Consider the following 24,492-nt stretch of genomic DNA (forward strand, 5'->3'; position numbering starts at 1 on the left):
ATATGGCCATCGAAACCTTTCCCTGGAGTCCCAGGGTTAGTCCGTCCCAAACAGTCTCGTTTAGAACCAGAAGTGCAAAGTTCGGTGACGGATATGAGCAGATCTCTGGTGATGGCATTAACCCTCGTAACCAGCAATGGGAGCTTAACTTTGTAGGCACAGAGGAATACATCCAGAAGATCAAGAATTTCCTGGACAGGCATGGAGGTACAAAAGCCTTTCTATGGAAACCACCGCTTGAATCGCTGGGGTTATATCGCTGCGCCGAGTATAAGCCCACTCCTATGGGGGGTGAGAACTACTCCCTTTCTGCAACGTTCCAACAGGCCTTCAAACCATGAGTCTTAACGCAGATTATCAGAAGCTTGAGCCCGGCGATGAAGTCAGGCTGTTCGAGGTGGATGGTACTGCCTTCGGTACGGGCGAGGTGTTGCGCTTTCACAGCTACCGCCTTGCTCACACTGAAGCGGAAATCGCCGCTGCTGGTGGGGATGAAAATAAGCTACCGGCGAAATCTATCTGGTGGCAGGGTGAGGAATACAAAGCCTGGCCTTGTCAGATTGAGGATATCGAATCTTCTACCAGTGGCAGCAGCGCGCAACCGAAATTATCGGTGGCTAACCTCGACAGCTCCATCACGGCGCTTTGTCTTGCCTATGACGATATGCTGCAGGCGAAGGTGACGATCCATGACACCCTGGGTAAATATCTCGATGCTAAAAACTTTACTGGGGGTAATGCCACAGCCGATCCGACGCAGGAGAAGCTGAAAGTTTTTTACATCGATGCAAAGAGCAGTGAAACCAACGAAGTGGTCGAGTTCACGCTCTCCAGCCCGATGGATCTGCAGGGGCTGATGATACCGACGCGCCAGCTCCATTCTCTTTGCACCTGGTGCATCCGGAATAAGTACCGCACCGGCGACGGTTGCGACTATGCAGGGACGCGCTATTTTGACAAAAACAACAATCCGGTAAGCGATCCATCACTGGACGAATGCAACGGAACCCTGACGGCCTGCAAGCTCCGGTTCGGTGAAAATAACGAACTCTCTTTCGGTGGCTTCCCCGGCACGTCTTTAATCAGGAGCTGATATGCGTCAGAAAACCATTGATGCCATTATGGCGCATGCCGAAGCTGAGTATCCGCGCGAGTGCTGCGGTGTGGTAGCGCAGAAGAGCCGGGTAGAGCGCTATTTTCCGTGCCGGAATCTTGCTGCGGCGCCGGAGGACAATTTTGTCCTTTGCCCGGAGGATTACGCAACGGCAGAGGACTGGGGAACAGTTACCGCCATCGTTCACAGTCATCCTGATGCAACCACACAGCCGAGCGAAACGGATAAAGCTCAGTGTGACCTTAACGGGCTTCCATGGCACATCGTCAGCTGGCCGGAAGGTGACCTGCGAACCATTATGCCTCGGGGAGAAATCCCCCTGATCGAGCGGCCTTTCGTTCTGGGCGTGTACGATTGCTGGGGGCTGGTGATGAGCTATTTCCGGCAGACGCATGGGATCGAGCTGCACGATTACAGGGTGGATTACCCATGGTGGGAAAACGATTATCCTGACAACTTTTATCAGGACTGCTGGTATGAGTGCGGTTTTCGTGAATTCGAGGGGCCGTCGAAACCCGGCGACATGGTGATCATGCAGGTCCAGTCCGATAAGTGGAATCACGCGGGCATTCTGCTGGAAGGCAACATGCTGCTGCACCATCTGTATGGACACTTAAGCCAACGTGTCCCTTATGGAGGTTACTGGCTAGAACGCACGGTTAAATGCGTCAGACATAGAGAAATGATCTAAGATTTCACTATAATATGGAGCGGTTTAACATAGAGAGGCCCGTATGAAGTTTATTATCAAAAATATATTATTTTTTGTTTTTATTGCTTTTGGGAAATGCTATGCAGACATAGCCGCTCCTCTAGGGCTGGTTTGGGGATTAAAATCAGATGTTATAGAAAAAGATTATTCTGCAACTTTGGTTGATGAATTTGATGGTAGAGGTAAAATATTCCTCATTGATAATCCTCCTATAAAAATAGAAGATTTCAATGAGGTATATGCGGCAGTTGATAGTAAGTATGGCTTATATAAGGTTATTCTTTTTAAGAATATCAATAATGATGCTTTTGGTAATGCAGGCAAATCCTCTTTTGATAATTATGAAAAAGTGTTAACTGAAAAATATGGCAAACCAAAAGACTTATTAAAAGTTATAGGTAAGTCGCTATATACTCAAAGTGATGAGTTCTACCAGTGTCTTAATTACCAAGGCTGTGGAGCTTATAGCGCATTTTACTCACCTATAAATGGAGGCGGGGTGTTAATGAAGCTTGATGGAAAATCCAGAGGGAATGGCGCTTTAAATATAACCTATGAATCTGCGGTCTATGAAAAAATTGCCAGTGAGCAGAAAGCCAAAGAAAATGGAAAAATAAAGCAAGGCCTCTAAATTAAGTTCATTAGATGAGGCCGTAGAGGAGGTGCAATGGAAGAAGTAATGACCAGGATTGAATTAGGAGGAGTGCTGGGCAAAACGTACGGAAAAACTCATCACCGGTTAATCCGTACTACTTCTGAAGCTATTAATGCTCTCACCAAGACCATTGATGGTTTTGAAAAATTCCTCAATACGAGCAAGGCTCGAGGGTTAACATACGCTGTATTCAAAGATAAAAAGAATATCAGTGTAGATGACTTCGGGTTTCCGGTAACAGGGGAAGTTATTCGTATTGTCCCTGTAGTGATAGGCAGTAAAAAAGCTGGTGTGCTACAAACAGTGTTAGGTGCTGTGTTGGTTGCTGTTGGTGCTGTCCTTAGTTTCACCCCATGGGCTGCAGCCTCGCCATTTTTGTTTAAATTTGGTGCAGCCATGATGCTGGGTGGTGTTGTCCAAATGCTTTCCCCTCAGCCGGCTGGACTGGCCAGCAAACAGGATGCAGATAACCAGGCGTCTTACGCGTTCGGTGGAGTAACAAACACCGCGGCTCAGGGATACCCGGTCCCGCTTCTTTACGGTAAGCGCCGTATCGGAGGGGCAATTATTTCTGCCGGGATTTACGTCGAAGATCAGCAATAAAAATTAACCTTTCATTCAGGCCACCTTCCGGTGGCTTTTTTTATGGGCGAAATATGGTAAACGCAACCGCTATACGGGGCCGCAAAGGCGGTGGCTCTAAATCCCGCACGCCTACAGAACAGCCTGACGATCTCCAGTCTGTTGCGAAGGCGAAAATATTAATCGCTCTCGGAGAGGGTGAGTTCTCAGGGCAGTTAACCGGCAAAGACATCTATCTTGATGGTACCGCGATCGAGAACGCTGACGGCTCCCAGAACTTCAGCGGCGTGACCTGGGAGTTTCGCCCCGGCACCCAGGCGCAGAAATACATTCAGGGTATTCCCGGCACTGAGAACGAAATCAGCGTGGGTACCGAAGTATCAAGCGCCACAGCCTGGACCCGGACATTTACCAATACCCAGCTTTCTGCTGTTCGCCTGCGCCTGAAGTGGCCCTCGCTGTATAAGCAGGAAAACGACGGCGATTTGGTGGGCTACTCCATCAATTATGCAATTGACCTCCAGACGGACGGCGGCACATGGCAGACGGTGCTTAATACCAGTGTGACCGGTAAAACGACTTCAGGTTACGAGCGCAGCCATCGTATCGATTTACCTCAGGCTGGCAGCACCTGGACAATTCGTCTGCGCAAACTAACCGCTGACGCAAACAGTGCGAAGATCGGCGACACGATGACGCTGCAGAGCTTCACCGAGGTGATCGATGCCAAGCTGCGTTATCCGAACACCGCGCTGCTGTACATTGAATTCGACTCGAGCCAGTTTAACGGCTCCATTCCGCAGATCGCCTGCGAGCCGCGCGGCCGCGTTATTCGCGTTCCTGACACCTACGACCCTGAAACCCGCAGTTACAGCGGCACATGGACCGGCTCTTTCAAATGGGCGTGGACGGATAACCCTGCCTGGATTTTTTACGATCTGGTGGTGACTGACCGTTTCGGGCTGGGTGATCGCCTGACCGCGGCGAATATCGATAAGTGGACACTTTACCAGGTAGCGCAATACTGCGATCAGCCGGTACCGGACGGGAAAGGCGGCAGCGGCACCGAGCCACGCTATACCTGTAACGTTTATGTGCAGGACAGGAATGAAGCATATACGGTACTGCGTGACTTTGCGGCCATTTTCCGTGGAATGACCTACTGGGGCGGCGATCAGATTGTTGCACTGGCGGACATGCCGCGTGATGTGGATTACAGCTACACGCGCGCTAACGTGATTGATGGCCGGTTCACCTATTCAAGCAGCACGACCAAGACACGTTACACCACGGCGCTGGTATCCTGGTCCGATCCGGCTAACGCCTATGCAGATGCGATGGAACCGGTGTTTGAGCAGGCGCTGGTGGCGCGGTATGGCTTCAACCAGCTGGAGATGACCGCCATCGGCTGCACCCGCCAGTCGGAGGCGAACCGGAAAGGCCGCTGGGGTATCCTCACCAACAATAAGGATCGCATCGTTTCGTTCGATGTCGGCCTGGACGGGAACATTCCGCAACCCGGATACATCATTGCCGTGGCTGACGAGATGCTCTCCGGTAAAGTCATGGGCGGGCGTATCAGCGCCGTAAATGGCAGGGTTATTACCCTTGACCGTAAAGCAGATGCCGCTGCCGGCGATCGCCTCATCCTGAACCTGCCTTCCGGCGCATCGCAGAGCCGCACCATTCAGGCGGTGAATGGTAAGGCTATCACGGTCACAACAGCTTACAGCGAGACGCCACAGGCGGAGGCTGTCTGGGTGGTTGAATCTGACGAACTCTATGCTCAGCAGTATCGCGTTGTGAGCGTGAAGGACAATAACGATGGCACGTTTTCTATTGCGGGGGCATGGCACGATCCGGATAAGTACGCCCGCATCGATACCGGGGCCATCATCGACCAGCGTCCGGTAAGTGTCATCCCGCCGGGTAACCAGGCACCGCCAGCCAATATTGTGATCAGCTCTTTCTCGGTGGTACAGCAGAATATCAGCGTGGAAACCATGCGTGTGAGCTGGGATCAGGCGCAGAACGCTATCGCCTATGAAGCGCAGTGGCGCCGCAACGACGGGAACTGGATCAACGTGCCGCGCAGTTCCACCACGTCCTTCGACGTACCGGGTATTTATGCCGGACGCTATCTGGTGCGCGTACGCGCCATTAATGCCGCTGAGATTTCCTCCGGCTGGGGCTATTCGGAAGAGAAAACGCTGACAGGTAAGGTGGGGAATCCGCCGAAGCCAGTAGGCTTTATTGCATCCGAAAATGTAGTTTTTGGTATTGAGCTGAACTGGGGATTCCCGGAGAACACGGACGACACGCTGAAAACTGAAATTCAGTACAGCCTGACTGGTAGCGAAGACGACGCGATATTGCTGGCAGATGTTCCGTATCCTGCGCGCAAATATCAGCAGATGGGCCTGAAGGCAGGGCAGGTTTTCTGGTACCGCGCGCAGCTGGTGGACAGAACCGGTAACGAGTCGGGCTATACCGACTGGGTGCGCGGTCAGGCCAGTATTGATGTTTCTGACATTACTGACGTGATCCTGGATGAGATCAAAGAGTCTGAAACGTTCAAGGATCTGATAGAAAGCGCCGTGGATAGTAATGAAAAAATTGCCGGGATGGCCGACGACATCAAACAGAACGCCGACGAACTGGAGCTGCAGGCGCTGGCCATTCAGGAGAACACTGACGGGCTGGCACAGGCAGCCGTCAAAATCGACGAAATTTCCGTTTCGATGGACGGTATGACCGGCGGAGTTAAAAACTCATCAATTGCCGTGATCCAGAACAGCCTGGCGCAGGTGACGGCGCGTCGATCCCAGACTGCCACCAATAATGGCAATGTCGCAAAAATTGACCGGATTGATACCACAATTGCCAGCACCAGTGAGTCGGTGGCGCGGGCGCTTGTCACCCTTGATTCTTCTGCTGCCGGTAATGTCGCCAATGCCACTGACCTGACCGAAACGCTGGCCAACTTCACCCAGGCATCTGCAACGAAGATTAATTCGTTGACGGTCACCGTCAACGGGCAGACAGCAGCGATTACGCAAAATGCTCAGGCTACGGCTGATCTGTCAGGTAATCTGAATGCGATGTACAGCATCAAGGTTGGCGTCGACTCCAACGGCGTCCAGTACGCTGCCGGGATGGGGATCGGGGTTCAGAACACCCCTTCAGGAATGCAGTCCCAGGTGGTCATCCTGTCTGACCGTTTCGCCGTTATGAGCCAGGCTGGCGGGGTAGTGTCGCTGCCTTTTGTCATTCAGAACGGGCAGACCTTCATCAGGGATACCTTCATCCAGGACGGTACTATATCCAATGCCAAGATAGGTAACTACATTCAGTCTAGTAACTATGTGGCTGGTTCTGCTGGCTGGAGACTTGATAAGGGCGGCACCTGGGAGAATTACGGAACGGACGGCACTGGTGCTATGAAGCAGACAAACGTCACAATCAGCGTCAAGGATGAAAACGGTCGACTGCGCTGCCAGTTCGGTAAAATTACGGGGGTATTTTAATGGCGTGGGGGTTTCAGACGTGGGATGCCAGCGGGAAGCCCAATAACTACGGTCTGGTGCCGGTAACCGTAGTCGGCCGGTTGTCGGTCACCTTTGAGCAGGTCAGCGGATCGGCATCTTACACGGTTCCTGCTGGTTATGTACTGGACTATATTCAGGCCCCTGTCAGCTTCGGTTATACACAGGTCAGGCGTTCGATAACGATTAATGGCGGTACGATTACTGTTGGTCAGGCCGCGCAATCGAGTTTCGGCGCGGGAACTGAGTCAGCTCAGGCCGCTATTATTGTTCTTTATCTGAGGAAAGTATAATGAACTGGGGGGCGCTTATTACCGCTGATGACGGCACGGCATTTATTACTGATGAGTCAACACCTATCTCTCTTCAGGGTATATACACAGCATCCGGAAGCAGGACGGTTACGCAATCAATACCCGTTAACACCGACGATGTAGTATTGCCGTTTTGCCTGGCAACCGGAGATGCTTACTTTACCTATGGAATTAACGGCTCAATACTGAACGTTACTGCGCAAACAAATGACTCTAATTCCTCTCCATTTTCTTTCACATGCTATGTCTTTACCACCCGCGCTCAGCCCGTTCCTGCATGGGGTGTGGCAATATGGAATAAGAACGGAAAATGTATATTAACAAATGAAACAAAGGTTCTTACCGATGTGGTTAATATTGGCACAAAGGGTGGTTCCAGTTCAGGGATGAACCTGACCAGCACAAGGGCCGGAAAGTGGGCAATAATTCCGGAGGTGGCAGGATTCTATGTTGGGGTCATTCAGCAGCGGCCATTTCAGATAGGGGTAGGTTTTACGGCGAGATACAATGGTTCTAATACTGTAATCACGGGTATTATGGGATCAACTGTGCCTGCTGGCGGCCAGCTCGGCACTCCCTTAGATATGAAGACAGCTGTGAGAGCTATCGATGTGTCACGCTATGAGTAGTTTATAGATTTAGTCGATCAATAATCGATAAACGATCTGATTTATGCGTTTCATTTATTCAAAATCAGCTGGTAGCGTCCTTTATTATTTATATAAGGTAGCTGCACATGTTTAAAAAAATCATTATCGCCATTCCGTTTCTGTTATCCGCCTGTGCTGGATCCTTGCCTTCACAAAAACCGATTTGCCAGTCCACCGCTATAATCGGCGGCCAGGAATATAGCGTTAATATCTACGGAGCGCGCAAGCAAAATGGTCAGACGCTTTTGAAAGCAGGTTATCCATTTAACTGGCAGTGGGTTAATCTTTCTAACTTTACGAACACCAACTGCAAATAATACAAGTCCATTTCACAAACCCGCCTCGGCGGGTTTTTTTATTGCCCGGAGAAAATATGATTTACAACGTAGGTACAGTTTCATTCAGCGGTAATACGATCACTGGCTCTGGAACCAACTTCACTGCACCGGCAAGTCAGATCCGCATCGGCCAGACACTGATAATTGCTACAAATCCTGTGCAGCTTGTGCAAATAACGGGCATCAACAGCGCGACATCACTCACTGTAACTCCAGCGGCTTCTCCCGCAGTAAGCAGTCAGAAGTATGGCATTCTGGTAACAGACAGCCTTTCCGTTGATGGCCTGGCGCAAAGCATCTCACTCCTCATTAATGAATATGATGAGAACATCGGCGCATGGGAGGCTTTTGCCAGTACGAGCGCAAATCAGAGTGTCACAGTCACCATCAACGGCCAGAGCATCACTATTCCTGCGGTGGGTAAGCTATTGCAAAAAGGAAGCAATGGCGCGCTGGCGGTTAAAGATGGCGGTACCGGCGCAAATGACGCCGCAGGCGCTCGCTCAAACCTCGGTTTAGGATATGGCACCACAGCAGGCACTGTTGCTGCCGGGGATGACTCGCGATTTAATACCATCGATGGCAAGACCGGTGGCGTTATTAAGGGTGGCACGACTGTCACGCCTGTATCGGGGGATTTAACCGGTCCACGGTCATTTATTGGTGCCGGCAGCCTTGATCTTTACGCCTCATCACTTCCCAATGTTGCATTTTATTACGGGAACGCCGCGACTTACACATCGCGATTCATCGAAGCCTCGGCAGGCGTAATGGCGTTGCAGGCTGGAGGCGGCATAGCCAGATTAAGGGTCGAGGGCGGGATTGTGTGTCGCGCCGGGTTGACCGGCGTTTCCCGCTCGAATTGCTTTAACTTCGACTTCTCAGGCGGGACCCTGCTTTACATCGATCAGACCCTGATAGGCAGCGTCAACACGTCATCCGTTTCTGATAAGCGACTAAAAAAAGAGGTTGTTTACCAGGACGACTCGGACAATATCGCCGCCTATGAACAGGTAATGCAATGGCGTCCGGCGACCTACAGGTTCAAAGCTCGCGGTGAGCTGATCCCCGAGTCGGATACTAAACTCGGGATTATCGCGAATGACCTCGTAGAGATTAGCCCCGAGTGTGTAGACGGGCATGGCCTTGATGATTCCTATGATGGCATCAATCCGTATAACGCTTACTATCTGGATCATGATGCCATGCTGATGAAACTGACTATGGCTATTCAGCACCAGTCCGGGCTGATTGAAAAGCTTCAGAGTGAGATTCAGGAACTTAAATCTGGTTCATAACAACTTATCGGCTGTTCAGCGATATTAACAATCGAGCAGTGGGCGCAGGCCGGGAGGCTTATAGAAAACGGCGTGAACAGAAAGCAGGTGGCGATCATCTATGACGTGGCAGTGTGCACTTTGTATAAAAAATTCCCGGTGTCAAAACAGGTTTAACTGCGCGCACATCAAGTATGCAAAGAAAATTTACAAATACCACAATTCGATAGACGAGAAAAACTTCCACTCGAAGCCGTGAGGCTTTGAGCGGGTGGCACCCAGGTAGACTCTTGCGTTTCTTTCGGAATAAAACTACTGTATATATACACAGTAAGTTACAAAGGAGGTAATTATGCGACTACAACGCCTTATTTTTCCGGACGTTCCGGTATATATCCCTGTTTATGGGGATCTCATTTCGGCAGGCTTTCCCAGTCCTGCCGCTGACTATATCGAGAGCGGCATCGATCTGTGTCGCATCTTATTCTCCACCCCTCATCGACATATACACTTCGCGTCGCCAGAGATTCAATGATCAATGCCGGCATCCTCGATGGTTCATACCTTCTCATTGATTTCAGCCTCCATCCCGAAGACGGTGATATTGTCGTCAGTAACATCGTGGGCGGGTCTGGTTTCTACAAAGATTCCCGCACAACGGGCGGGAATCGGGTAAGCTGAACGGCATGAAATTGCCGGGCTAGTTTAAAAATGGATAAACTTTAAAAGAAGCCCATAAATCATTGTTAAGTGCCAACAAACCTACGGAGATATAGGATAATATCGCAAGTGCTCCTGTAAAATAAAGTATGGATTTCTTTATTTTTTTCCAAAGAATTAGGGCTGGAATTGAAGTTACGGCAATCACACCCATCTGATAACAAAATTGTCTGGCAATGTCACCATCACTCCAAGGGTATATAAAAACATAAGGGGCGAAAAGTATTAAATGGACAAGTCTAAGTATAACCCCTATACATGCCCCAGGTATTGCAAAAAAGCCCCCCGCGCTTTGTAATAATAAGCTTGCCCTCATGCCGGGTATGAGAATAAAAAAATTAAGAATAGCCCAGAATATTAATATTATCGTGGCATAGCCAAAAAGAGTGCTTAACCCAGATTGACCGCCAACTGCTGTAAACTGTGGCGTCTGGTAAGACTGGCTCGGCTGACTAACTGATTTGCTGGCATCACATGCACTTTGCCAGCTCTCTGCATTGTCTGCCTGCCATTTATGATCATACTGTGTAAAAGGCCTGTCACTGGTAACATACTTGCCTTCATCATCTTGCCTAACACCCATATTTAAGCCCCACTATTTTTATTCATGCCGACATGTGTAGTTGTACGACTTATACTTAATGGAAGGTACGATCCCGTAGTCGTTACACTTGATATGATAACGCAATATGACCTATACAGAAGAGAACAATTACAGCAACCACTTCCGGTAGGATGCGGTCTCTAGCATTCAACATAACTCTCTGGGGCTTTCAGGATTTAACCCGCAGCCAGCCTCATATCGGCCTCTTCAAACATATCTTCCAACATGCGATTCAGTTTTTCCTGATCACTCTTGCTGGCATCGCTATTTGAGCCGCTCGCCTGCATCGGCTCCACCTTCACTTCGGCATAAGGGAAATATAGTGCGCTCGCTTCGTCAGCTCCGCCAGAATGATATCTCTGGCCCTTTCAAGTCCCTCTACGTTTCGTTTGTCATAAACCAGTTCAACGAACATAAAAGACTGCGGAAAGAACTGTGGTTGCAAACAGTATTTTCACTGTAAAAATAAACAGTGTCATAAAGAGTACGGAGAGGAAGGGTATGTGTTTTTTTTGTTACCCTTATTTACAAATAGAAAAACCCCAGACCGTGAGATCTGGGGTTAATTTAAAGTGCACGTGCACTTCACGTGCATATTTTTGTCTTTTCTCGGTCTGCCTGCTGTCTGGTCAGTGTCCGTAAGTGGCTGTTTTTATTGCCGCTGTCCGGTTACAGTCCTATCAAAAGTGGTGGAGCTGGCGGGAGTTGAACCCGCGTCCGAAATTCCTACATCCTCGGTACTACATGCTTAGTCTGTCTTTACATTCGCTTGCCAGCTGCGAACAGACACGCCACTGACAAACTAGCCTGATTAGTTTTAACGCTTCAACCCCAGGCAGGGCATCCACGCGATCTCTTTTGGGTTTGACCTCTCTTGATCCCCGTCCTAAGAGCGGAGGCTAGGGAGAGAGGGCTCTTAGCAGGTTATTAAGCTGCTAAAGCGTAGTTTTCGTCGTTTGCGACTATTTTTTTGCGGCTTTTTACGAGGCAAACCGCCCCTCGGCATGCACCTTGGGTTTCGCAAATCCCGTCGAATCCAGAATCAGCCCCAATGTGTTGAACTCAGTATAACAGATTTTTGACACGACACACCAGTCCATAAGCCTGCAACTTACGTCTGACGCGCGTTCGCTTAAAGTATGAACAGCGCGCAGCGCCTGAGGTGTAAGCGTCGCTTCACTTCTCTGAAGCTCTCCTGAATATTATTAAATAAAATAACCTGTCCAGAAAAATAAAAGGATACAGGATATATCTTTATTTGGTATTTACGTTCAGCTTACATTATATGAATTTAAAGTAATCACCTGTGAGTCTATTTAAGCAGTGCTTAACTCTTATTTTAGTGGGTCAGGATATATCCTGTTTTTCCAAAAAATATGTATGAATTTGTGATATTGGAATTTGCCAATTATGGAAAACTCATTATATATTTTAAGCAGATGATTTTCGTAGTTCTGCAATGGATGAAACATCAAAACCACCAAACATCAAAGATTTACCTCAAAAACCGCTCCCAAATTGTAACCGAGCTCAATTCTGCCAGATAACTTTGGCTGCCATTGGCTTATCCAAAATAAATACGTCAGGTGCGTGATAACAGGCACTTGCTGCAAGAGGAAGATAATATGGCGCCGAAAAATGGCCTTCCCGGAACCGTGGATATTATAAATCAGAAAACCGGCGATGTTGTGATGGAATATCCGCAGAATGCGGATCGCGTCGTTAATCTCTCGCAGACAAGTGTTGTGCGCGTAAATGCTTCTCCCGCCTCGGTAAACTTTTACGAGCGCGAAGGGAATGACCTGATTGTCCATATGAAAGATGGCACGACGGTGCGCTATCAGAAGTTCTTTTTTCTGGATGAAAATGGTCTGCATAGCCAGTTAGTTTTTCAGGACGATCTCGGTGCGCATCAGGCCGTGTTCCCGTTCGCCTCAGAAGCCGGACCCCTGGCCGCTGAAGCGATCGTACCGGTGATGTCTGAGGTTGCGGTTGATTCCTTAATTGGCGCAGGCGGCATTTCAGCCCTGGCGGTACTGGGCGGTCTGGCAGCCGTGGGCGGTATCGTGGGGGTCGCCGCGGCTTCCGGCGGCGGTGGTGGGGGCAGCGACAACGACAATAACAATGGTGGTACCACGCCACCGGGCGGTGGAGGCACTACACCCCCTGATGGCGGCGGTACCACACCTCCGGACGGTGGCGGCACGACACCCCCTGATGGCGGCGGCACCACACCCCCTGACGGTGGCGGCACTACACCGCCTGATGGTGGCGGCACCACGCCGCCTGACGGTGGCGGAACGACACCGCCCCTTAACTCAACCCTGACCGTACAGCCCATTGCCGAAGATAATTTGCTCAACCAGCAAATGGTGTCGTTCAATCAGGTACTGAGCGGATCTACCCAGGCGGCAAACGCGGGTAGCGTCATTACTATCATGTGGGGCAACAGCGTCTGGACCACCACGGTCAATGCTGACGGATCCTGGGCCTTCACGTTCCCGCCTGCCATCCTGCAAAGTCTGGCACAGGGCCTGAGCACCATTAAAGTTCGCCTGGTGGATAACAGCGGGCGCACCATTGAAACCTCGATGCCGGTCATGGTGGATACCATTCCGCCTGCGCTGGATCCGGTCGATTTTGTACCCAACCGAATTTTCGACAGCTCACAACTGAGCGGCGATAAGATCCTGCGCGGTTACTCCGACTCGGCAGACGAAGGCAGCACCGTTCTCATCACCCTGAATGGTAAAACCTACACGGCGATGGTCGATAATAACGGTAACTGGCAAACCACTATCCCGCTGGCAGATTTGCAGGCCCTGAGCAACGGCGGTAATTACACCATTGACTACAAAATCACCGATCTGGCGGGTAACATCACCACCAGCAACAGCGGTTTTACGGTGAATCTTACCGCGCCGGTCATCGCGGTTAACCCGCTCACCGCCGATGATGTGCTCAATAATGCGGAGATCCAGCTCGATCAAATTCTCTCCGGCACCACGCAAAATATCGCCGCCGGTCAGACGGTGACGATTACGCTCGGCGGGCAGACGTTTTATGCGGTGGTGCAGGGCGACGGCAGCTGGAGCGTGACGCTGCCGTCCGGCGATCTGCTGGCGCTGGCTGATGGCACCAATACCGTCACCGTCAGCGTGGTGGACAAAAATAACCAGACCCTCACCAGCACGCATCCGATCACCGTCGATACCGCGCAGACCGGTATCGCCATTGCGATTGTCTCCACCGATGATTATCTCAACGCGGCCGAAGTGACGCAGCCGCTGGAAGTGCGCGGCGTGACCACGGTGGTTGGCCCGGCGGTAACGGTGCGGGTGGAATTTAACGGTAAAACCTACGAGGCCGTCGTGGACAACGCCGGCTACTGGAGTGCCGTGATCCCCGCCGCCGATCTGGCAGAGCTTAAAGATGGCCCGCGTGAAATCACCGCCACCGTCACGCTCGGCACACAGAGCGCCTCCGACGAGCATATTCTGAACGTGGCAATCAACCACGTTCCACAGCCCACGCTGTCCACCCCCTTTGTTGACGGCATTCTGAACGCCGCCGAGCGCGAAGTGCCGCAGGTGGTGAGCGGTAACACTGGCGTCAGCGGCGGGGGCCAAAAAGTCTCCGTCTTGCTGGGCGGAAAAACCTACACCGCGACCGTCGACAGCGACGGCAACTGGGCGATCACCGTACCGCCAGCCGATTTGCAGACCCTGCCGCAAGGGGCGGTGTCGATGATCGTCAACGCGTCGGATGCCGCAGGCAATACGGCGACGCTGCCCGGCAGCGCCATTGTCGACACGCTGGCACCGGACCTGGCGGTGCTGCCGGTTTCCGGCGACGGCCGTCTGGGCCTTCAGGACATGAACATCGCCCAGGCGCTGAGCGGTATCTCATCGGTGAATGAAGCCGGACGGCCTGTCACCGTGGTGCTGAATAACAAAACCTACACCACCACCGTGGGCAGCGACGGCAACTGGAGTATTACGCTGCCGCCAGCCGATCTGCGGGCGCTGGCTAGCGGCGCAAACGTGGCAAAAGTCACTCTCAGCGACGCCGCCGGTAACGAGCGCGTGGTTGAGCAGACGATTAATGTGAAAACGACACAGCCCAGCGCCACCGTGACGGCCTTTGCCGGTAGCGACGGGCTGGATGCGGCGGAAATCAAAACTGATCAGCTGATGCGCGGTACCACCACCGATGCCGAGCCGGGCAGCCGGGTAGCGGTGACCATTGGCGGCAACACATATCAGTCCGTGGTCGCCAGTGACGGCAGCTGGACGGTGTTGATCCCGTCCGGTGCACTGCATCAACTGACGCCGGGTGCCAATACCGTGCTGATCAGCGTTACCGATATTTATGGGCAGACGACGAGCAGCCCGTATCCGGTCACCGTCGACAGCGCCCCAACGGCGGTCGCCATCAGCATTATCTCCGGCAATGACTACATTGGCGTACAGGAAGCCGCGGGTGTGGTGACCATCAGCGGCACCAGCGCCGGTCTGCCGCCGAATACTCCCGTCCAGGTGCTGGTAAACGGCACGTCCTATCCGGGCACGGTCGATGCAAACGGCAACTGGAGCATTTCTCTGACGGCGGGCGCACTGTCCGGCGCGGCGGATGGCCCGCTGACCGTGACGGCAACGGCGGTGGTCAACGGCGTGACGGTCAGCGACAGCCACACCGTTAACCTGATCCTCAATTCGCTGCCGCAGGCAACCAGCGATCCGCTGTTTGGCGACGGCGTGCTGAACGGCAGTGAAATTCAGCAAAACCAGATCCTCACCGGCGACACTGGTGTTTCCGGGCCGGGGCAGACGGTCAGCGTTACGCTCGGCGGCAATACTTATACCGGCACGGTAAGCGAGAACGGGCAGTGGAGCGTCACCATCCCGTCCGGCGCACTCGACGGGTTAACCAACGCGAATTCGCCGCTGCCGGTCACCGTGACGGTGACGGATATTGCCGGTAACACGGACACCAGTGCGCCGATCAACGTCAGTATTGACGTCGAGCCGCCGGTGCTGAGTTTCGATCCGTTTGCCGTTAACGACATTCTTAATCTGGCGGAAGCCGGGTCAACGCAGACGCTCTCCGGCATCGCCAGTGGCGCAGGCGCAGGCCAGCCGGTAACCGTGGTGCTCAACGGCCAGACGTATACCGGCACCACGGGCGCGAACGGCGTCTGGTCGGTGAATATTCCGTCATCGGCATTGCAGGCGCTGCCGGACGGCCAGGCGACCTTTACCGTCACGGTGACGGATGCGGCGCAAAACAGCACCACCGCCAGTCATAACATCAGCGTGCGCATCGATCCGCAGAAACAGCCCTTGCTGACCATCGATCCGGTAGCCGGCGATAATGTCCTCGACGCCGCCGAACGCGGGGAAACCATTACCCTCACCGGGAAAGTGTTTCACGTTGAGGCGGGCCAGACGGTTACCGTCACTCAGGGTACTTCCAGCTGGACCGGCACGGTGGGCACCGACGGCACCTGGCAGGTGACTATTCCGCAGGGCGATCTGGCGGGGCTGCTGGACGGTAACTATGCGCTGAACGTGAAAGTCAGTGATACGGCTGGTAACAGCACCAGCGCCACCCGTCCGTTTACCGTGGATTCCACCGTCAGCGCCATTTCTGTTGCACCGCTCACCGGCGATGATCGGGTGAGCGTCAGCGATATTAGCAGTGGTCTGACGATCAGCGGCAGCTCGGTCGGGCTGGCAGACGGCACGCCCGTCACCATCACGCTGAACGGTAAGCTGTATCAGGCCACCGTCGGCGCAGGCGGGGCGTGGAGCGTTACGGTTCCGGCGGCCGATGCCCGTGCTATCAGCGATGGCAACACGACCCTCACGGTATCGGCGCAGGACAGCAGCGGAACTGTCGTCAACAGCAATCATCAGTTCATCATCATTACCCATGCGTTGCCTGAGGTTGCCATGAACCAGCCGTTTACCGACGGCATTGTTAACGGCAGCGAAGCGTTGGCGGGCGGTACACTGAGCGGCACCACCGGCGTCAGCGGCGCAGGTCAGGTCGTGCAGGTTCAGATCGGCACCGGCCCCCAGGCGCAGACGTTGACCGCCACCGTCGATGCCAGCGGCAACTGGTCGGTAAACGTGCCGTCAACGGTATTAAACACTCTGGCTGACGGCACCGTGCCGGTGGTGATCACCGCCACCGACGTGGCCGGTAACCCGGCGGTGCTGGAAAGCAGTATTGTGGTGGATAAAACCCCGCCGCTGCTCAGCGTCGATCTGGTGTCAAACGATGGCATCGTCAATGCCGCGGAAGCAGCAGGCCCGATGGTGATCACCGGCAGCGCCACGCCTTACGATCCGGCACAACCGCAAACCGTCGTGGTGCAGATCAACGGCCAGACCTATAACGCGCTGATCCAGAATGGCGGCAACTGGAGCGTGACGCTACCTGCCGGGGCGCTCAACGGTATCCCGGATGGACCGGTCAGTATGACGGTGGTGGCCACCGACAGCGCGGGCAACAGCGCCATACTCAAACCGACCTTTACCCTCGACGCCTCGCCGGCCAATGCGCCGCAGGTGACGATGAACAGCATTTCAACAGACAACTACGTTAACGCCAGTGAAGCCGGCACGCCGCTGGTGGTCTCTGGCTCGACGGTGAACGTTGAAGCCGGGCAAACTGTGACCGTCACGCTGAACGGCGTGGGTTATCCGACCACCGTCCAGCCCGACGGCAGCTGGAGCGTTTCGATCCCGGCAGGCGCACTGGCGGCGGTGCAGGACGGCGTGCAGCCGATCCGCGTCACCGTCAGCGATAAGGCGGGTAACGTCGATGACGCGACGCAAAATGTGACCTTTATTGCGCAACCGGCCAGCCAGCCGACGCTCACCATCGACAAGGTGGCGGGCGATAACGTGATCAATGACACGGAAAGCGGCAGTACCGTCACCATCACCGGCGCGTCCACGCATCTGACGCAGGGCACCGTGGTGACCATCACGCTCGCACCGAACGGCGGCAGCTATACCGCCACCATTGGCGCAGACGGGAAATGGTCGGTCGCGGTTCCGTCAGGCGTTGTCAGCAGCCTTGTGGATCAAACCTATACCGTCACCGCGACTGCCAGCGATCTTGCTAATAACCCGGCGAGCAACACCCAGCAGGTGCGCGTCGATACCGTCGGGCCGGACATCACGCTTAACAGCAGCTTCCTGTCCGATGGTCTGATCAACATCAGCGAATCCGCCACCGCGCAGACCCTGAGCGGTACCACCGCGCCAGGCTCCATCGTATCGCTTACGATCAACGGCACCGCTATCGAAACCCGGGCCGATCAGTCGGGGAACTGGAGCATTGCCATTCCGGCAGAGGAATTACAGGCGCTGCCGCAGAATGAGTCCTCCCTGACGTTGACCGCCACGGATCCGGACGGCAACGTCACCAACCAGCCGCTGCTGATTAACGTCGGTAACGCCGCGCTGCCCACCATCACCCTCACTAATTCGGGGGTGCTGAGCGATGGCATGGTCAATACCCTTGAAGCCGCCGGTCCGGGCCAGATCTCAGGGGTGTCGACCGGGCTGCCGGTTGGCGCGATCATCACGCTGGTTATCGGCACGGTGCGGATTGGCACCGCCACGGTGGACACGGGCGGAAGCTGGACGGCGACCATCCCGGCTGGCACCTTTGAGCAGTTTACTGACGGCCCGTACACCATTACCGCCAGCGCCAGCGATATTTACGCTAACCCGGCCAGCGGTAGTCTGGGCATAGAAGTGGTCATTGATACTCCGACCGCCTCGCTGCCGACCACGCCGTTTACCGACGGCATTATTAACCAGCTGGAAGCCAGCACCGGCCAGACGTTAACAGGCTCGACCGGACTTACCGGCGGCGGGCAGACCGTGTCGATCACCCTTGACGGCGGCGATCTGAGTGGTCCTGTCGTCGTTGAGGGGGCGGTGGACAATAACGGTAACTGGACGGTGCAACTGCCATCGAGCGTGTTGCAGGATCTTAATGACGGCGAATACACCCTGGCGGTGACGGTCACCGATAAAGCCGGCAATACCGCCACCAGCCCGACGGTAGACTTCGACGTTCGCGCGGACACGCTGCCGACACCGACGCTGAACACCGCGTTCGGCAATGGCGTGTTGATCAGCAGTGAAGTAGCAGACAGCACCTTGACCGGTACTACGGGACTGGATAAAGCCAGTATTCAGACCATTCAGGTGAGTATTAACAACGGGCCGCTGATCACCATCAGCAATGCCAATATTGATGCCAACGGTCAGTGGACGCTGCCGGTGAGCGCCGGTACGCTCGGCGCGCTGCCGGATGGCACGATCCCGGTGAAAATCATCGTCACCGACACCGCGGGGAACGTGATTTCTGGCGGGGGTAACTTCCAGGCGGTGATCAATAACGTGCCGGAGGTGACGCTGGGCACCCTGTTCACCGATGGCGTGCTGAACAATCCGGAGGCGACGGCGGGCCAGGTGCTGACCGGTAACTCTGGCGTTACCGGTGCCGGGCAGACCGTCACCGTCACCCTTAACGGCGTGCCGTACAACACCGGGGCGACGGTGGATGCTAACGGACAGTGGAGCGTAACGCTGCCGCCGTCGGCCTTAACCGGCTTAACCAATGGTCAGACGCAGACCGTGATCGTCACCGTGACGGATGTCTACGGTAACAGCGACTCCGCCACGCAAACCTTTGTGCCGCAACTGGCGCTGCCGACACCCAGTGTCACTAACCTGTTTGGCGGCGATGAAATTCTGAATATCAGTGAAGCAGCGGGGCCGCTGACGCTGACCGGCAGCACGGGTCTGAGCGGGGGTGGACAGTTTGTCACCGTCACCATTGATGTCGACGGCGTGACCTACATTGCCAATGTGGATGCGAATGGGCAGTGGTCGGTTTCCTTGCCTGCCGGGACGCTACAGGGCCTCAATCCCAATGAATCTCATGCCATTATCGTGCGCGCCGAAGATCAGTACGGTAACACTGAAACCGCCAGCCAGTCCTTTGCGGTCGCCTTCGACGCGCCGACCGTGAAGGTCGTCTCGCCGGTATTTGGCGATGGCTATCTGAATATCAGCGAAGCGTCCGGGCCGTTAACCCTGTCCGGCACCTTTACCTCTCGCGATCCGTCGGCGACAACGGTGCAGGTGACTATCGGCGGTAAACTCTTTACCGCCATCGTCGATCCGCAAACGGGAAGCTGGACGCTGGCGCTGGACAGCAATAGCTGGACCGGTGTCGCGCGCGGTCAGCAGAGCGTGACGGTCACCGTGACCGACAACGCCCTTAACACTGCCAGCATCAGCGCGCCTGTGGTGATCGCACTCAACCAGCCAACCATTTCGGTCAACGCGCCGTTTGGCAACGGCGATCTCGACTGGACGGAAAGCCAGCAGCTGCAAACCCTTACCGGCACTACCAGCAACGTGGAAGCGGGGCGCACCATTACCATCACGCTGGCAGGGCAGACCTTTACCACCACGGTACAGCCAGGCAACACCTGGGCATTGCAGCTCACGCCGCAGCAGATGGCGACACTCACTAACGGCAGCGCCACGCTGGTGGCGACGGTTAACGATGTTGCCGGTAACCCGGCCACCAGCGGACCGGTCAATGTCACCATCGACACTGTACCGCCAGCCTTCAGCGTGACGGTGAACCCGGTGGCGGGCGATAACATTATCAACGCCAGCGAATTTAACGCCGCGCCGACGATTGCCGTCAGCGGGGAGAGTAACGGCTACCCGGCGGGCACCGTGCTGAACATCACCGTTAACGGCGTGCTTGTCGGTACCGCCACGGTGGACGGCAGCGGCAGTTGGACGATCAATCTGCCCACCAGCACCTTCCCGAACCAGGGGGATTACACCCTGGTCGCCACCAGCCAGACCGCGCCGAATACCGCGTCGTCGGTGGTGGTGCAGGTGGATACTGTCCTGCCGACGGTGACCCTTAATGCGGTGTCCGGTGATGACGTGATCAACGCCGCAGACAGTGGCTCACCGCTGACCCTGAGCGGCACCGCCAGCCTGTCCGAAGCCGGACGCACGGTGGCGGTCACCCTGAACAACAAAACCTACTACGCGGTGGTCGGCGCTGACGGCACCTGGTCCACGGTCGTGCCGCAGGCGGATGTCGCCGCGCTGCCGCAGGGCAGTAGTCCGGTTATCGCCCGTTTGAGCGATGGCGCGGGCAACCCGGCGCAGGATGGCCGCATCATCAGCGTGGATCGCGATGGCCCGCTGCTGGAAGTGAATGCCCTCAGCCTGCCGGCGGTACTGAACACGGTGGAAGCCGGTACTGGCCTGCTGGTGCAGGGGCGCGGTGAACCGGGTAACACCGTCAAGGTCACCCTCGGCCCGCTCAGCTGGAGTAGTACGGTCGATAGCAACGGAAACTGGAGCCACACCTTCCCGGAACTGGATCTGCGCACGCTCAGCGACGGTGCGCAGGTGATCAACATCACCTCCACCGATGCGGCGGGTAATACGTCAAGCAACAACGTCGGGCTTAACGTCGCCCTCAACCAGGGCCTCGGCGTGCTGGTCAACGATGTCTTCGGTACTGACGGCGTGCTGAACGTCGCGGAATCGCTGGTGACGCAGCTGGTGACCGGGCAGGTGAGCGGCGACTATCGCGGCGCCACGGTGAAAGTGACCATTGCCGGGGTGAGCACCACCATCCCGACCACCGTGGTCGGTGCGGATGGCAAATTCACGATCCAGTTGCCGCCAGACCTGTGGGTCGGCCTGACGCAGCAAACCCTGCAATTGCAGGTGAACGTGACCGATATTAACGGTAACACCACGAATAAGATCATTAATGTCGGCACGGCGCTGACCGATCTGCCGGTGATCAGTGATATTACGGTCGCGGGCGATAACATCATTAACCTGGTCGACAGCACCGCCAGTCAGGTGGTGTCGCTGGGACTGAGCAATGCGGCGAACGTCGCGGGCGTGGTCGTCACTATCGCCGGGCAGACCATTCAGGGGACGCAGGATGCGCTGGGCAACTGGATCGCCACTCTACCGCCGTCGTTACTCGGCGCGCTGCCGGATGGCAATGTCGGTCTTGCGGTCAGCGTGACGGATAAATTCGGCAACGTCGTCAACGGCACTGCGGGTATCACCGTCGCCGTGAAAACCCAGCCTGCCATTGTGCTCGACCCGCTGTTTGGCGATGGCGTGCTGAGTATTCCTGAACTGCTGAACGGCGTGATCAGCGGCACAGCCACCGGGCTGAATGGCCGTACCCTGAGCATTAAAGTCGGCAATACCACCGCGTTCACCACCAATGTGGATGGCAACGGGAAATGGTCCATTGCCCTGCCGGACACGGTGAAATCCGTGCTCCAGGGGCTGGGTTCGGGCAATGTGGCGGTGAGCGTCGAGGCGACCGATCAGTATGGTAATAACGCCGCGGTGGGCAGCAACGTCGCGCTTAATCTGCTGCCGCCGGTGCTGAATGCCGTGACGCTGTTTGGCGATGGACTGCTGAGCGCCGCCGATGCGCTGCTGACACAGACCATTACCGGCAGCGTCGGGCTGGCCCCGGCCGGTTCAACGGTGAGCGTAGCGGTGGGCGGGAAAACCTTTGCGGGCGTGGTGGCGGGGAACGGCACCTTCAGCATTACCGTTAGCCCGGCGGATCTCGCCACCCTTGCAGACGGCACGCTGACGCCTGTCGTCACTATTCTGACGCCGGACGGCAACAGCGCGACCATCAACGCCCCGGCGATCAAAGTCGGGCTGACCAACCTGCCGACGGTGGGAGTTAACCTCGGCACGCTGTTTGGCGGTGACGGCTATCTGAGCCGCGCCGAAGCGGATGTGGCGCAGACCATTAGCGGCGTCACCAGCCTTGCCAGCGGCACGGTCACCGTGCGCGTCGGCAGCGCCACGCTGACCGGCACCATCAACAATGGCACCTGGTCGGTGAGCGTCCCGTCTTCGGTCCTGAAAGGATTAGCCGATGGTAATGTCACCGTCAGCGCCAGCGTGCGCGATGATGTAGGCAACCTCGGCACCGGCTCGCAACTGGTGAACGCCATTGTTAACGCGCTGCCGACCGTCAGCCTGAATACGCCGTTTGGCGACGGCAACCTCAGCCTGTCGGATCTGCTGGGGGCGCAGGTGCTTAACGGCACCACCACCAATCTGGCGGCTGGCACTGCCCTGACCGTTACCCTCGGCGGCCTGACGTTTAACACGACCGTCGGCAGCGATGGCAGCTGGCGCTTACCGCTGCCGACCGCCACCCTGCAAGGGCTGACGGACGGTACGCTGTCGGTCGGCGTGACGGCGCGCGATGCGGCGGGTAACGTCGCCAGCGACAGCAAAAATCTGCTGGTGGCCATCCAGCAGGCGCCGACGCTGATTATTAACTCCCTGTTTGGCGACGGCGGTCTGAGCGCGGCGGATATTCTCAGCGCCCAGGTGATCACCGGCTCCTCTACCAATGCAGCCGGCTCGCTGGTCAATGTGACGCTGGGCGGCAAGGTTTATCAGACGCTGGTCGGGGCCGACGGTAACTGGTCAGTCACGGTGCCGAAAACCGATCTCAGCGCGCTGCTTGACGGCACGCTGACGGTGAACGCCTCGGTGACGAATCCGGCGGGCAACGTGGCGGGTACCAGCGGAGTGCTGAACGTCATCACCCACAGTCTGCCGTCCATTACGTTAAGCTCGCTGTTTGGTAACGACGGCTTCCTTAACGTTGCGGAGTCGAACGGTACGCAGATCATTTCCGGGCGCATCAACGGCGGGATCACCGACGGTTCCCGCGTGGTGGTGTCGCTGGGCGGCACCAGTTATAACGCCACGGTGAATACCGACGGCAGCTGGTCGTTGCCGGTTAACAGCACCATTCTGAAAGGGCTGACCGGCGGGGCGCTAAAAGTCGGCGTCTCGGTTATCGACAAAGTGGGCAACACCAACAGCACCAGCGCGGATGTGACGGTCAAACTCACCACGCCAGAGCTGTCATGGAACGCGCTGGCGACCCTCAACCCGCTGACCCTGTTAACCAAAGGGTTGACGCTGAGCGGCGGATCGCGCAACCTGGCACCGAACTCGGTGGTGCATCTGTCACTGCTGAACGGCACGGTAAGCACCACCGCCGTCACCGACGCCAACGGTAACTGGTCAACAACGCTCTTTCTTGGGCTGAACATTCTGAACCTGCTGTCGCTGACCAGCGCGGTTAACCTTTACGCCGCCGATGAAGCAGGTAATACCGGCTATCTGAACGTCGGCCTTGGCGGGAACATCATCTCCACCACACCGCCTGCCAGCCTGATGGCGATGACGGTGGATGATCCCAGCGTTGTGCTGCACTCCGACAGCATTAACACCGTGCAGGAAACCAGCAGTGCACCGGCCAGCACCCTGACCGCGCGCACGGCGGCCACCGTCACCGAAAGTGAGCATACCGCCGCGCAGCCGGAGGAGGGGGCCTACACCATCGGCGGCGTCAGCATCACGCTGGCGGATGGCAGCGAAGTCAGCGGCGACAGCGTGCAGGGCAGCGCAGGCAACGACACCATTCATCTTGCGACGCTCGGCTTTGTGGAGATCGACGGGGGCGCGGGAACCGATACGCTGCTGCTGGACGGGGTCGATCTGGTGCTTAACCTGATCGATGCTGCTACCCGCGTGCACAACATCGAGATCATCGATCTGGGTAAATCGGGCACCAACAGCATCACGCTGGATGTGCACGAGGCGCTGACGGTCACCGATAAACCGGAAGACGATTTGATCATCAAAGGCAGTACGGGGGATCGCGTCAACCTGGTGCAGGGCAACAGCGACATCTGGTCGGTCAGCGGTCACCGGGAGGTGGATGGCATGCAGTTCGACATCTATCACAACAGTTCACAAAGCAACACCTTAGGCGATGTACTGGTGCAGCACGGGCTGCACGTCAATATGGTCTGATGACCGGATCG

General features: G+C 55.6%; 13 protein-coding genes, 1 other RNA gene and 2 pseudogenes. 13 read left to right on the forward strand and 3 right to left on the reverse strand.

Features of this window, described 5'->3' with window-relative positions; all coding sequences use genetic code 11:
- Positions 1-2: 2 nt before the first annotated feature.
- The 12 genes and pseudogenes from KW828_RS06445 (at position 3) to KW828_RS21875 (ending at position 9,868) form a co-directional block, all read left to right on the forward strand.
- Complete coding sequence (locus KW828_RS06445) at positions 3-341, forward strand: phage tail protein (protein WP_218335622.1); 339 nt, start codon at positions 3-5, stop codon at positions 339-341.
- The gene (locus KW828_RS06450; protein ID WP_218335623.1) at positions 338-1,093 is read left to right on the forward strand and encodes a phage minor tail protein L; all 756 of its coding nucleotides are present in this window, start codon (positions 338-340) and stop codon (positions 1,091-1,093) included. The genes KW828_RS06445 and KW828_RS06450 overlap by 4 nt, the downstream gene beginning before the upstream one ends.
- Before the next feature lies 1 nt (position 1,094).
- Positions 1,095-1,805, forward strand: coding sequence for a C40 family peptidase (locus KW828_RS06455; protein WP_218335624.1), 711 nt, complete (start codon positions 1,095-1,097; stop codon positions 1,803-1,805).
- A gap of 43 nt (positions 1,806-1,848) precedes the next feature.
- Positions 1,849-2,457 (forward strand): hypothetical protein, encoded by a 609-nt coding sequence (locus KW828_RS06460; protein ID WP_218335625.1) that lies wholly within the window; start codon positions 1,849-1,851, stop codon positions 2,455-2,457.
- Between the two features lie 36 nt (positions 2,458-2,493).
- Positions 2,494-3,084 carry a tail assembly protein gene (locus tag KW828_RS06465; protein ID WP_218335626.1) on the forward strand — a complete coding sequence of 197 codons (591 nt, stop codon included), beginning with the start codon at positions 2,494-2,496 and terminating at the stop codon, positions 3,082-3,084.
- 53 nt (positions 3,085-3,137) lie between these two features.
- The gene (locus tag KW828_RS06470) at positions 3,138-6,590 is read left to right on the forward strand and encodes a host specificity protein J (RefSeq protein WP_218335627.1); all 3,453 of its coding nucleotides are present in this window, start codon (positions 3,138-3,140) and stop codon (positions 6,588-6,590) included.
- Complete coding sequence (locus tag KW828_RS06475; RefSeq protein ID WP_218335628.1) at positions 6,590-6,901, forward strand: hypothetical protein; 312 nt, start codon at positions 6,590-6,592, stop codon at positions 6,899-6,901. The genes KW828_RS06470 and KW828_RS06475 overlap by 1 nt, the downstream gene beginning before the upstream one ends.
- Positions 6,901-7,551: a hypothetical protein gene (locus KW828_RS06480; protein ID WP_218335629.1), complete on the forward strand. Its 651-nt coding sequence runs from the start codon at positions 6,901-6,903 to the stop codon at positions 7,549-7,551. The genes KW828_RS06475 and KW828_RS06480 overlap by 1 nt, the downstream gene beginning before the upstream one ends.
- A gap of 107 nt (positions 7,552-7,658) precedes the next feature.
- Positions 7,659-7,889, forward strand: coding sequence for a cor protein (locus KW828_RS06485; protein ID WP_218335630.1), 231 nt, complete (start codon positions 7,659-7,661; stop codon positions 7,887-7,889).
- Between the two features lie 56 nt (positions 7,890-7,945).
- Positions 7,946-9,208: a tail fiber domain-containing protein gene (locus KW828_RS06490; RefSeq protein ID WP_218335631.1), complete on the forward strand. Its 1,263-nt coding sequence runs from the start codon at positions 7,946-7,948 to the stop codon at positions 9,206-9,208.
- Between the two features lie 24 nt (positions 9,209-9,232).
- Positions 9,233-9,364: pseudogene (locus KW828_RS06495) on the forward strand (helix-turn-helix domain-containing protein); the annotation flags it as partial.
- Between the two features lie 294 nt (positions 9,365-9,658).
- Positions 9,659-9,868 carry a S24 family peptidase gene (locus KW828_RS21875; protein WP_341450893.1) on the forward strand — a complete coding sequence of 70 codons (210 nt, stop codon included), beginning with the start codon at positions 9,659-9,661 and terminating at the stop codon, positions 9,866-9,868.
- Positions 9,869-9,887: 19 nt separating this feature from the next.
- Here the strand turns inward: KW828_RS21875 and KW828_RS06505 are convergent, their stop codons facing one another.
- The 3 genes and pseudogenes from KW828_RS06505 to ssrA form a co-directional block, all read right to left on the reverse strand.
- Complete coding sequence (locus tag KW828_RS06505) at positions 9,888-10,490, reverse strand: hypothetical protein (protein WP_057107384.1); 603 nt, start codon at positions 10,488-10,490, stop codon at positions 9,888-9,890.
- Between the two features lie 197 nt (positions 10,491-10,687).
- Positions 10,688-10,926, reverse strand: a pseudogene (locus KW828_RS06510) (DinI-like family protein).
- Positions 10,927-11,198: 272 nt separating this feature from the next.
- Positions 11,199-11,561, reverse strand: a transfer-messenger RNA (tmRNA) gene (gene ssrA, locus KW828_RS06515).
- A 575-nt stretch (positions 11,562-12,136) separates the two neighbouring features.
- Between ssrA and KW828_RS06520 the strand changes: the two genes are divergently transcribed.
- A complete protein-coding gene (locus tag KW828_RS06520) occupies positions 12,137-24,481 on the forward strand; it encodes an Ig-like domain-containing protein (RefSeq protein ID WP_218335632.1) in 12,345 nt (4,114 codons plus the stop codon).
- Positions 24,482-24,492 lie beyond the last annotated feature (11 nt).

It is taken from the genome of Enterobacter sp. ENT03 (genome assembly GCF_019218745.1).
In the GTDB taxonomy this organism is placed as follows: Bacteria; Pseudomonadota; Gammaproteobacteria; order Enterobacterales; family Enterobacteriaceae; genus Enterobacter_D.

Excerpts from the sequence above, each read along its gene's own strand:
- KW828_RS06480 (WP_218335629.1), top strand. The coding sequence starts at position 6,901 with ATGAACTGGGGGGCGCTTATTACCGCTGATGACGGCACGGCATTTATT.
- KW828_RS06520 (WP_218335632.1), top strand. The coding sequence starts at position 12,137 with ATGGCGCCGAAAAATGGCCTTCCCGGAACCGTGGATATTATAAATCAG.
- KW828_RS06490 (WP_218335631.1), top strand. The coding sequence starts at position 7,946 with ATGATTTACAACGTAGGTACAGTTTCATTCAGCGGTAATACGATCACT.
- KW828_RS06470 (WP_218335627.1), top strand. The coding sequence starts at position 3,138 with ATGGTAAACGCAACCGCTATACGGGGCCGCAAAGGCGGTGGCTCTAAA.
- KW828_RS06460 (WP_218335625.1), top strand. The coding sequence starts at position 1,849 with ATGAAGTTTATTATCAAAAATATATTATTTTTTGTTTTTATTGCTTTT.
- KW828_RS06465 (WP_218335626.1), top strand. The coding sequence starts at position 2,494 with ATGGAAGAAGTAATGACCAGGATTGAATTAGGAGGAGTGCTGGGCAAA.
- KW828_RS06450 (WP_218335623.1), top strand. The coding sequence starts at position 338 with ATGAGTCTTAACGCAGATTATCAGAAGCTTGAGCCCGGCGATGAAGTC.
- KW828_RS06455 (WP_218335624.1), top strand. The coding sequence starts at position 1,095 with ATGCGTCAGAAAACCATTGATGCCATTATGGCGCATGCCGAAGCTGAG.
- KW828_RS06485 (WP_218335630.1), top strand. The coding sequence starts at position 7,659 with ATGTTTAAAAAAATCATTATCGCCATTCCGTTTCTGTTATCCGCCTGT.
- KW828_RS06505 (WP_057107384.1), bottom strand. The coding sequence starts at position 10,490 with ATGGGTGTTAGGCAAGATGATGAAGGCAAGTATGTTACCAGTGACAGG.
- KW828_RS06475 (WP_218335628.1), top strand. The coding sequence starts at position 6,590 with ATGGCGTGGGGGTTTCAGACGTGGGATGCCAGCGGGAAGCCCAATAAC.
- KW828_RS06445 (WP_218335622.1), top strand. The coding sequence starts at position 3 with ATGGCCATCGAAACCTTTCCCTGGAGTCCCAGGGTTAGTCCGTCCCAA.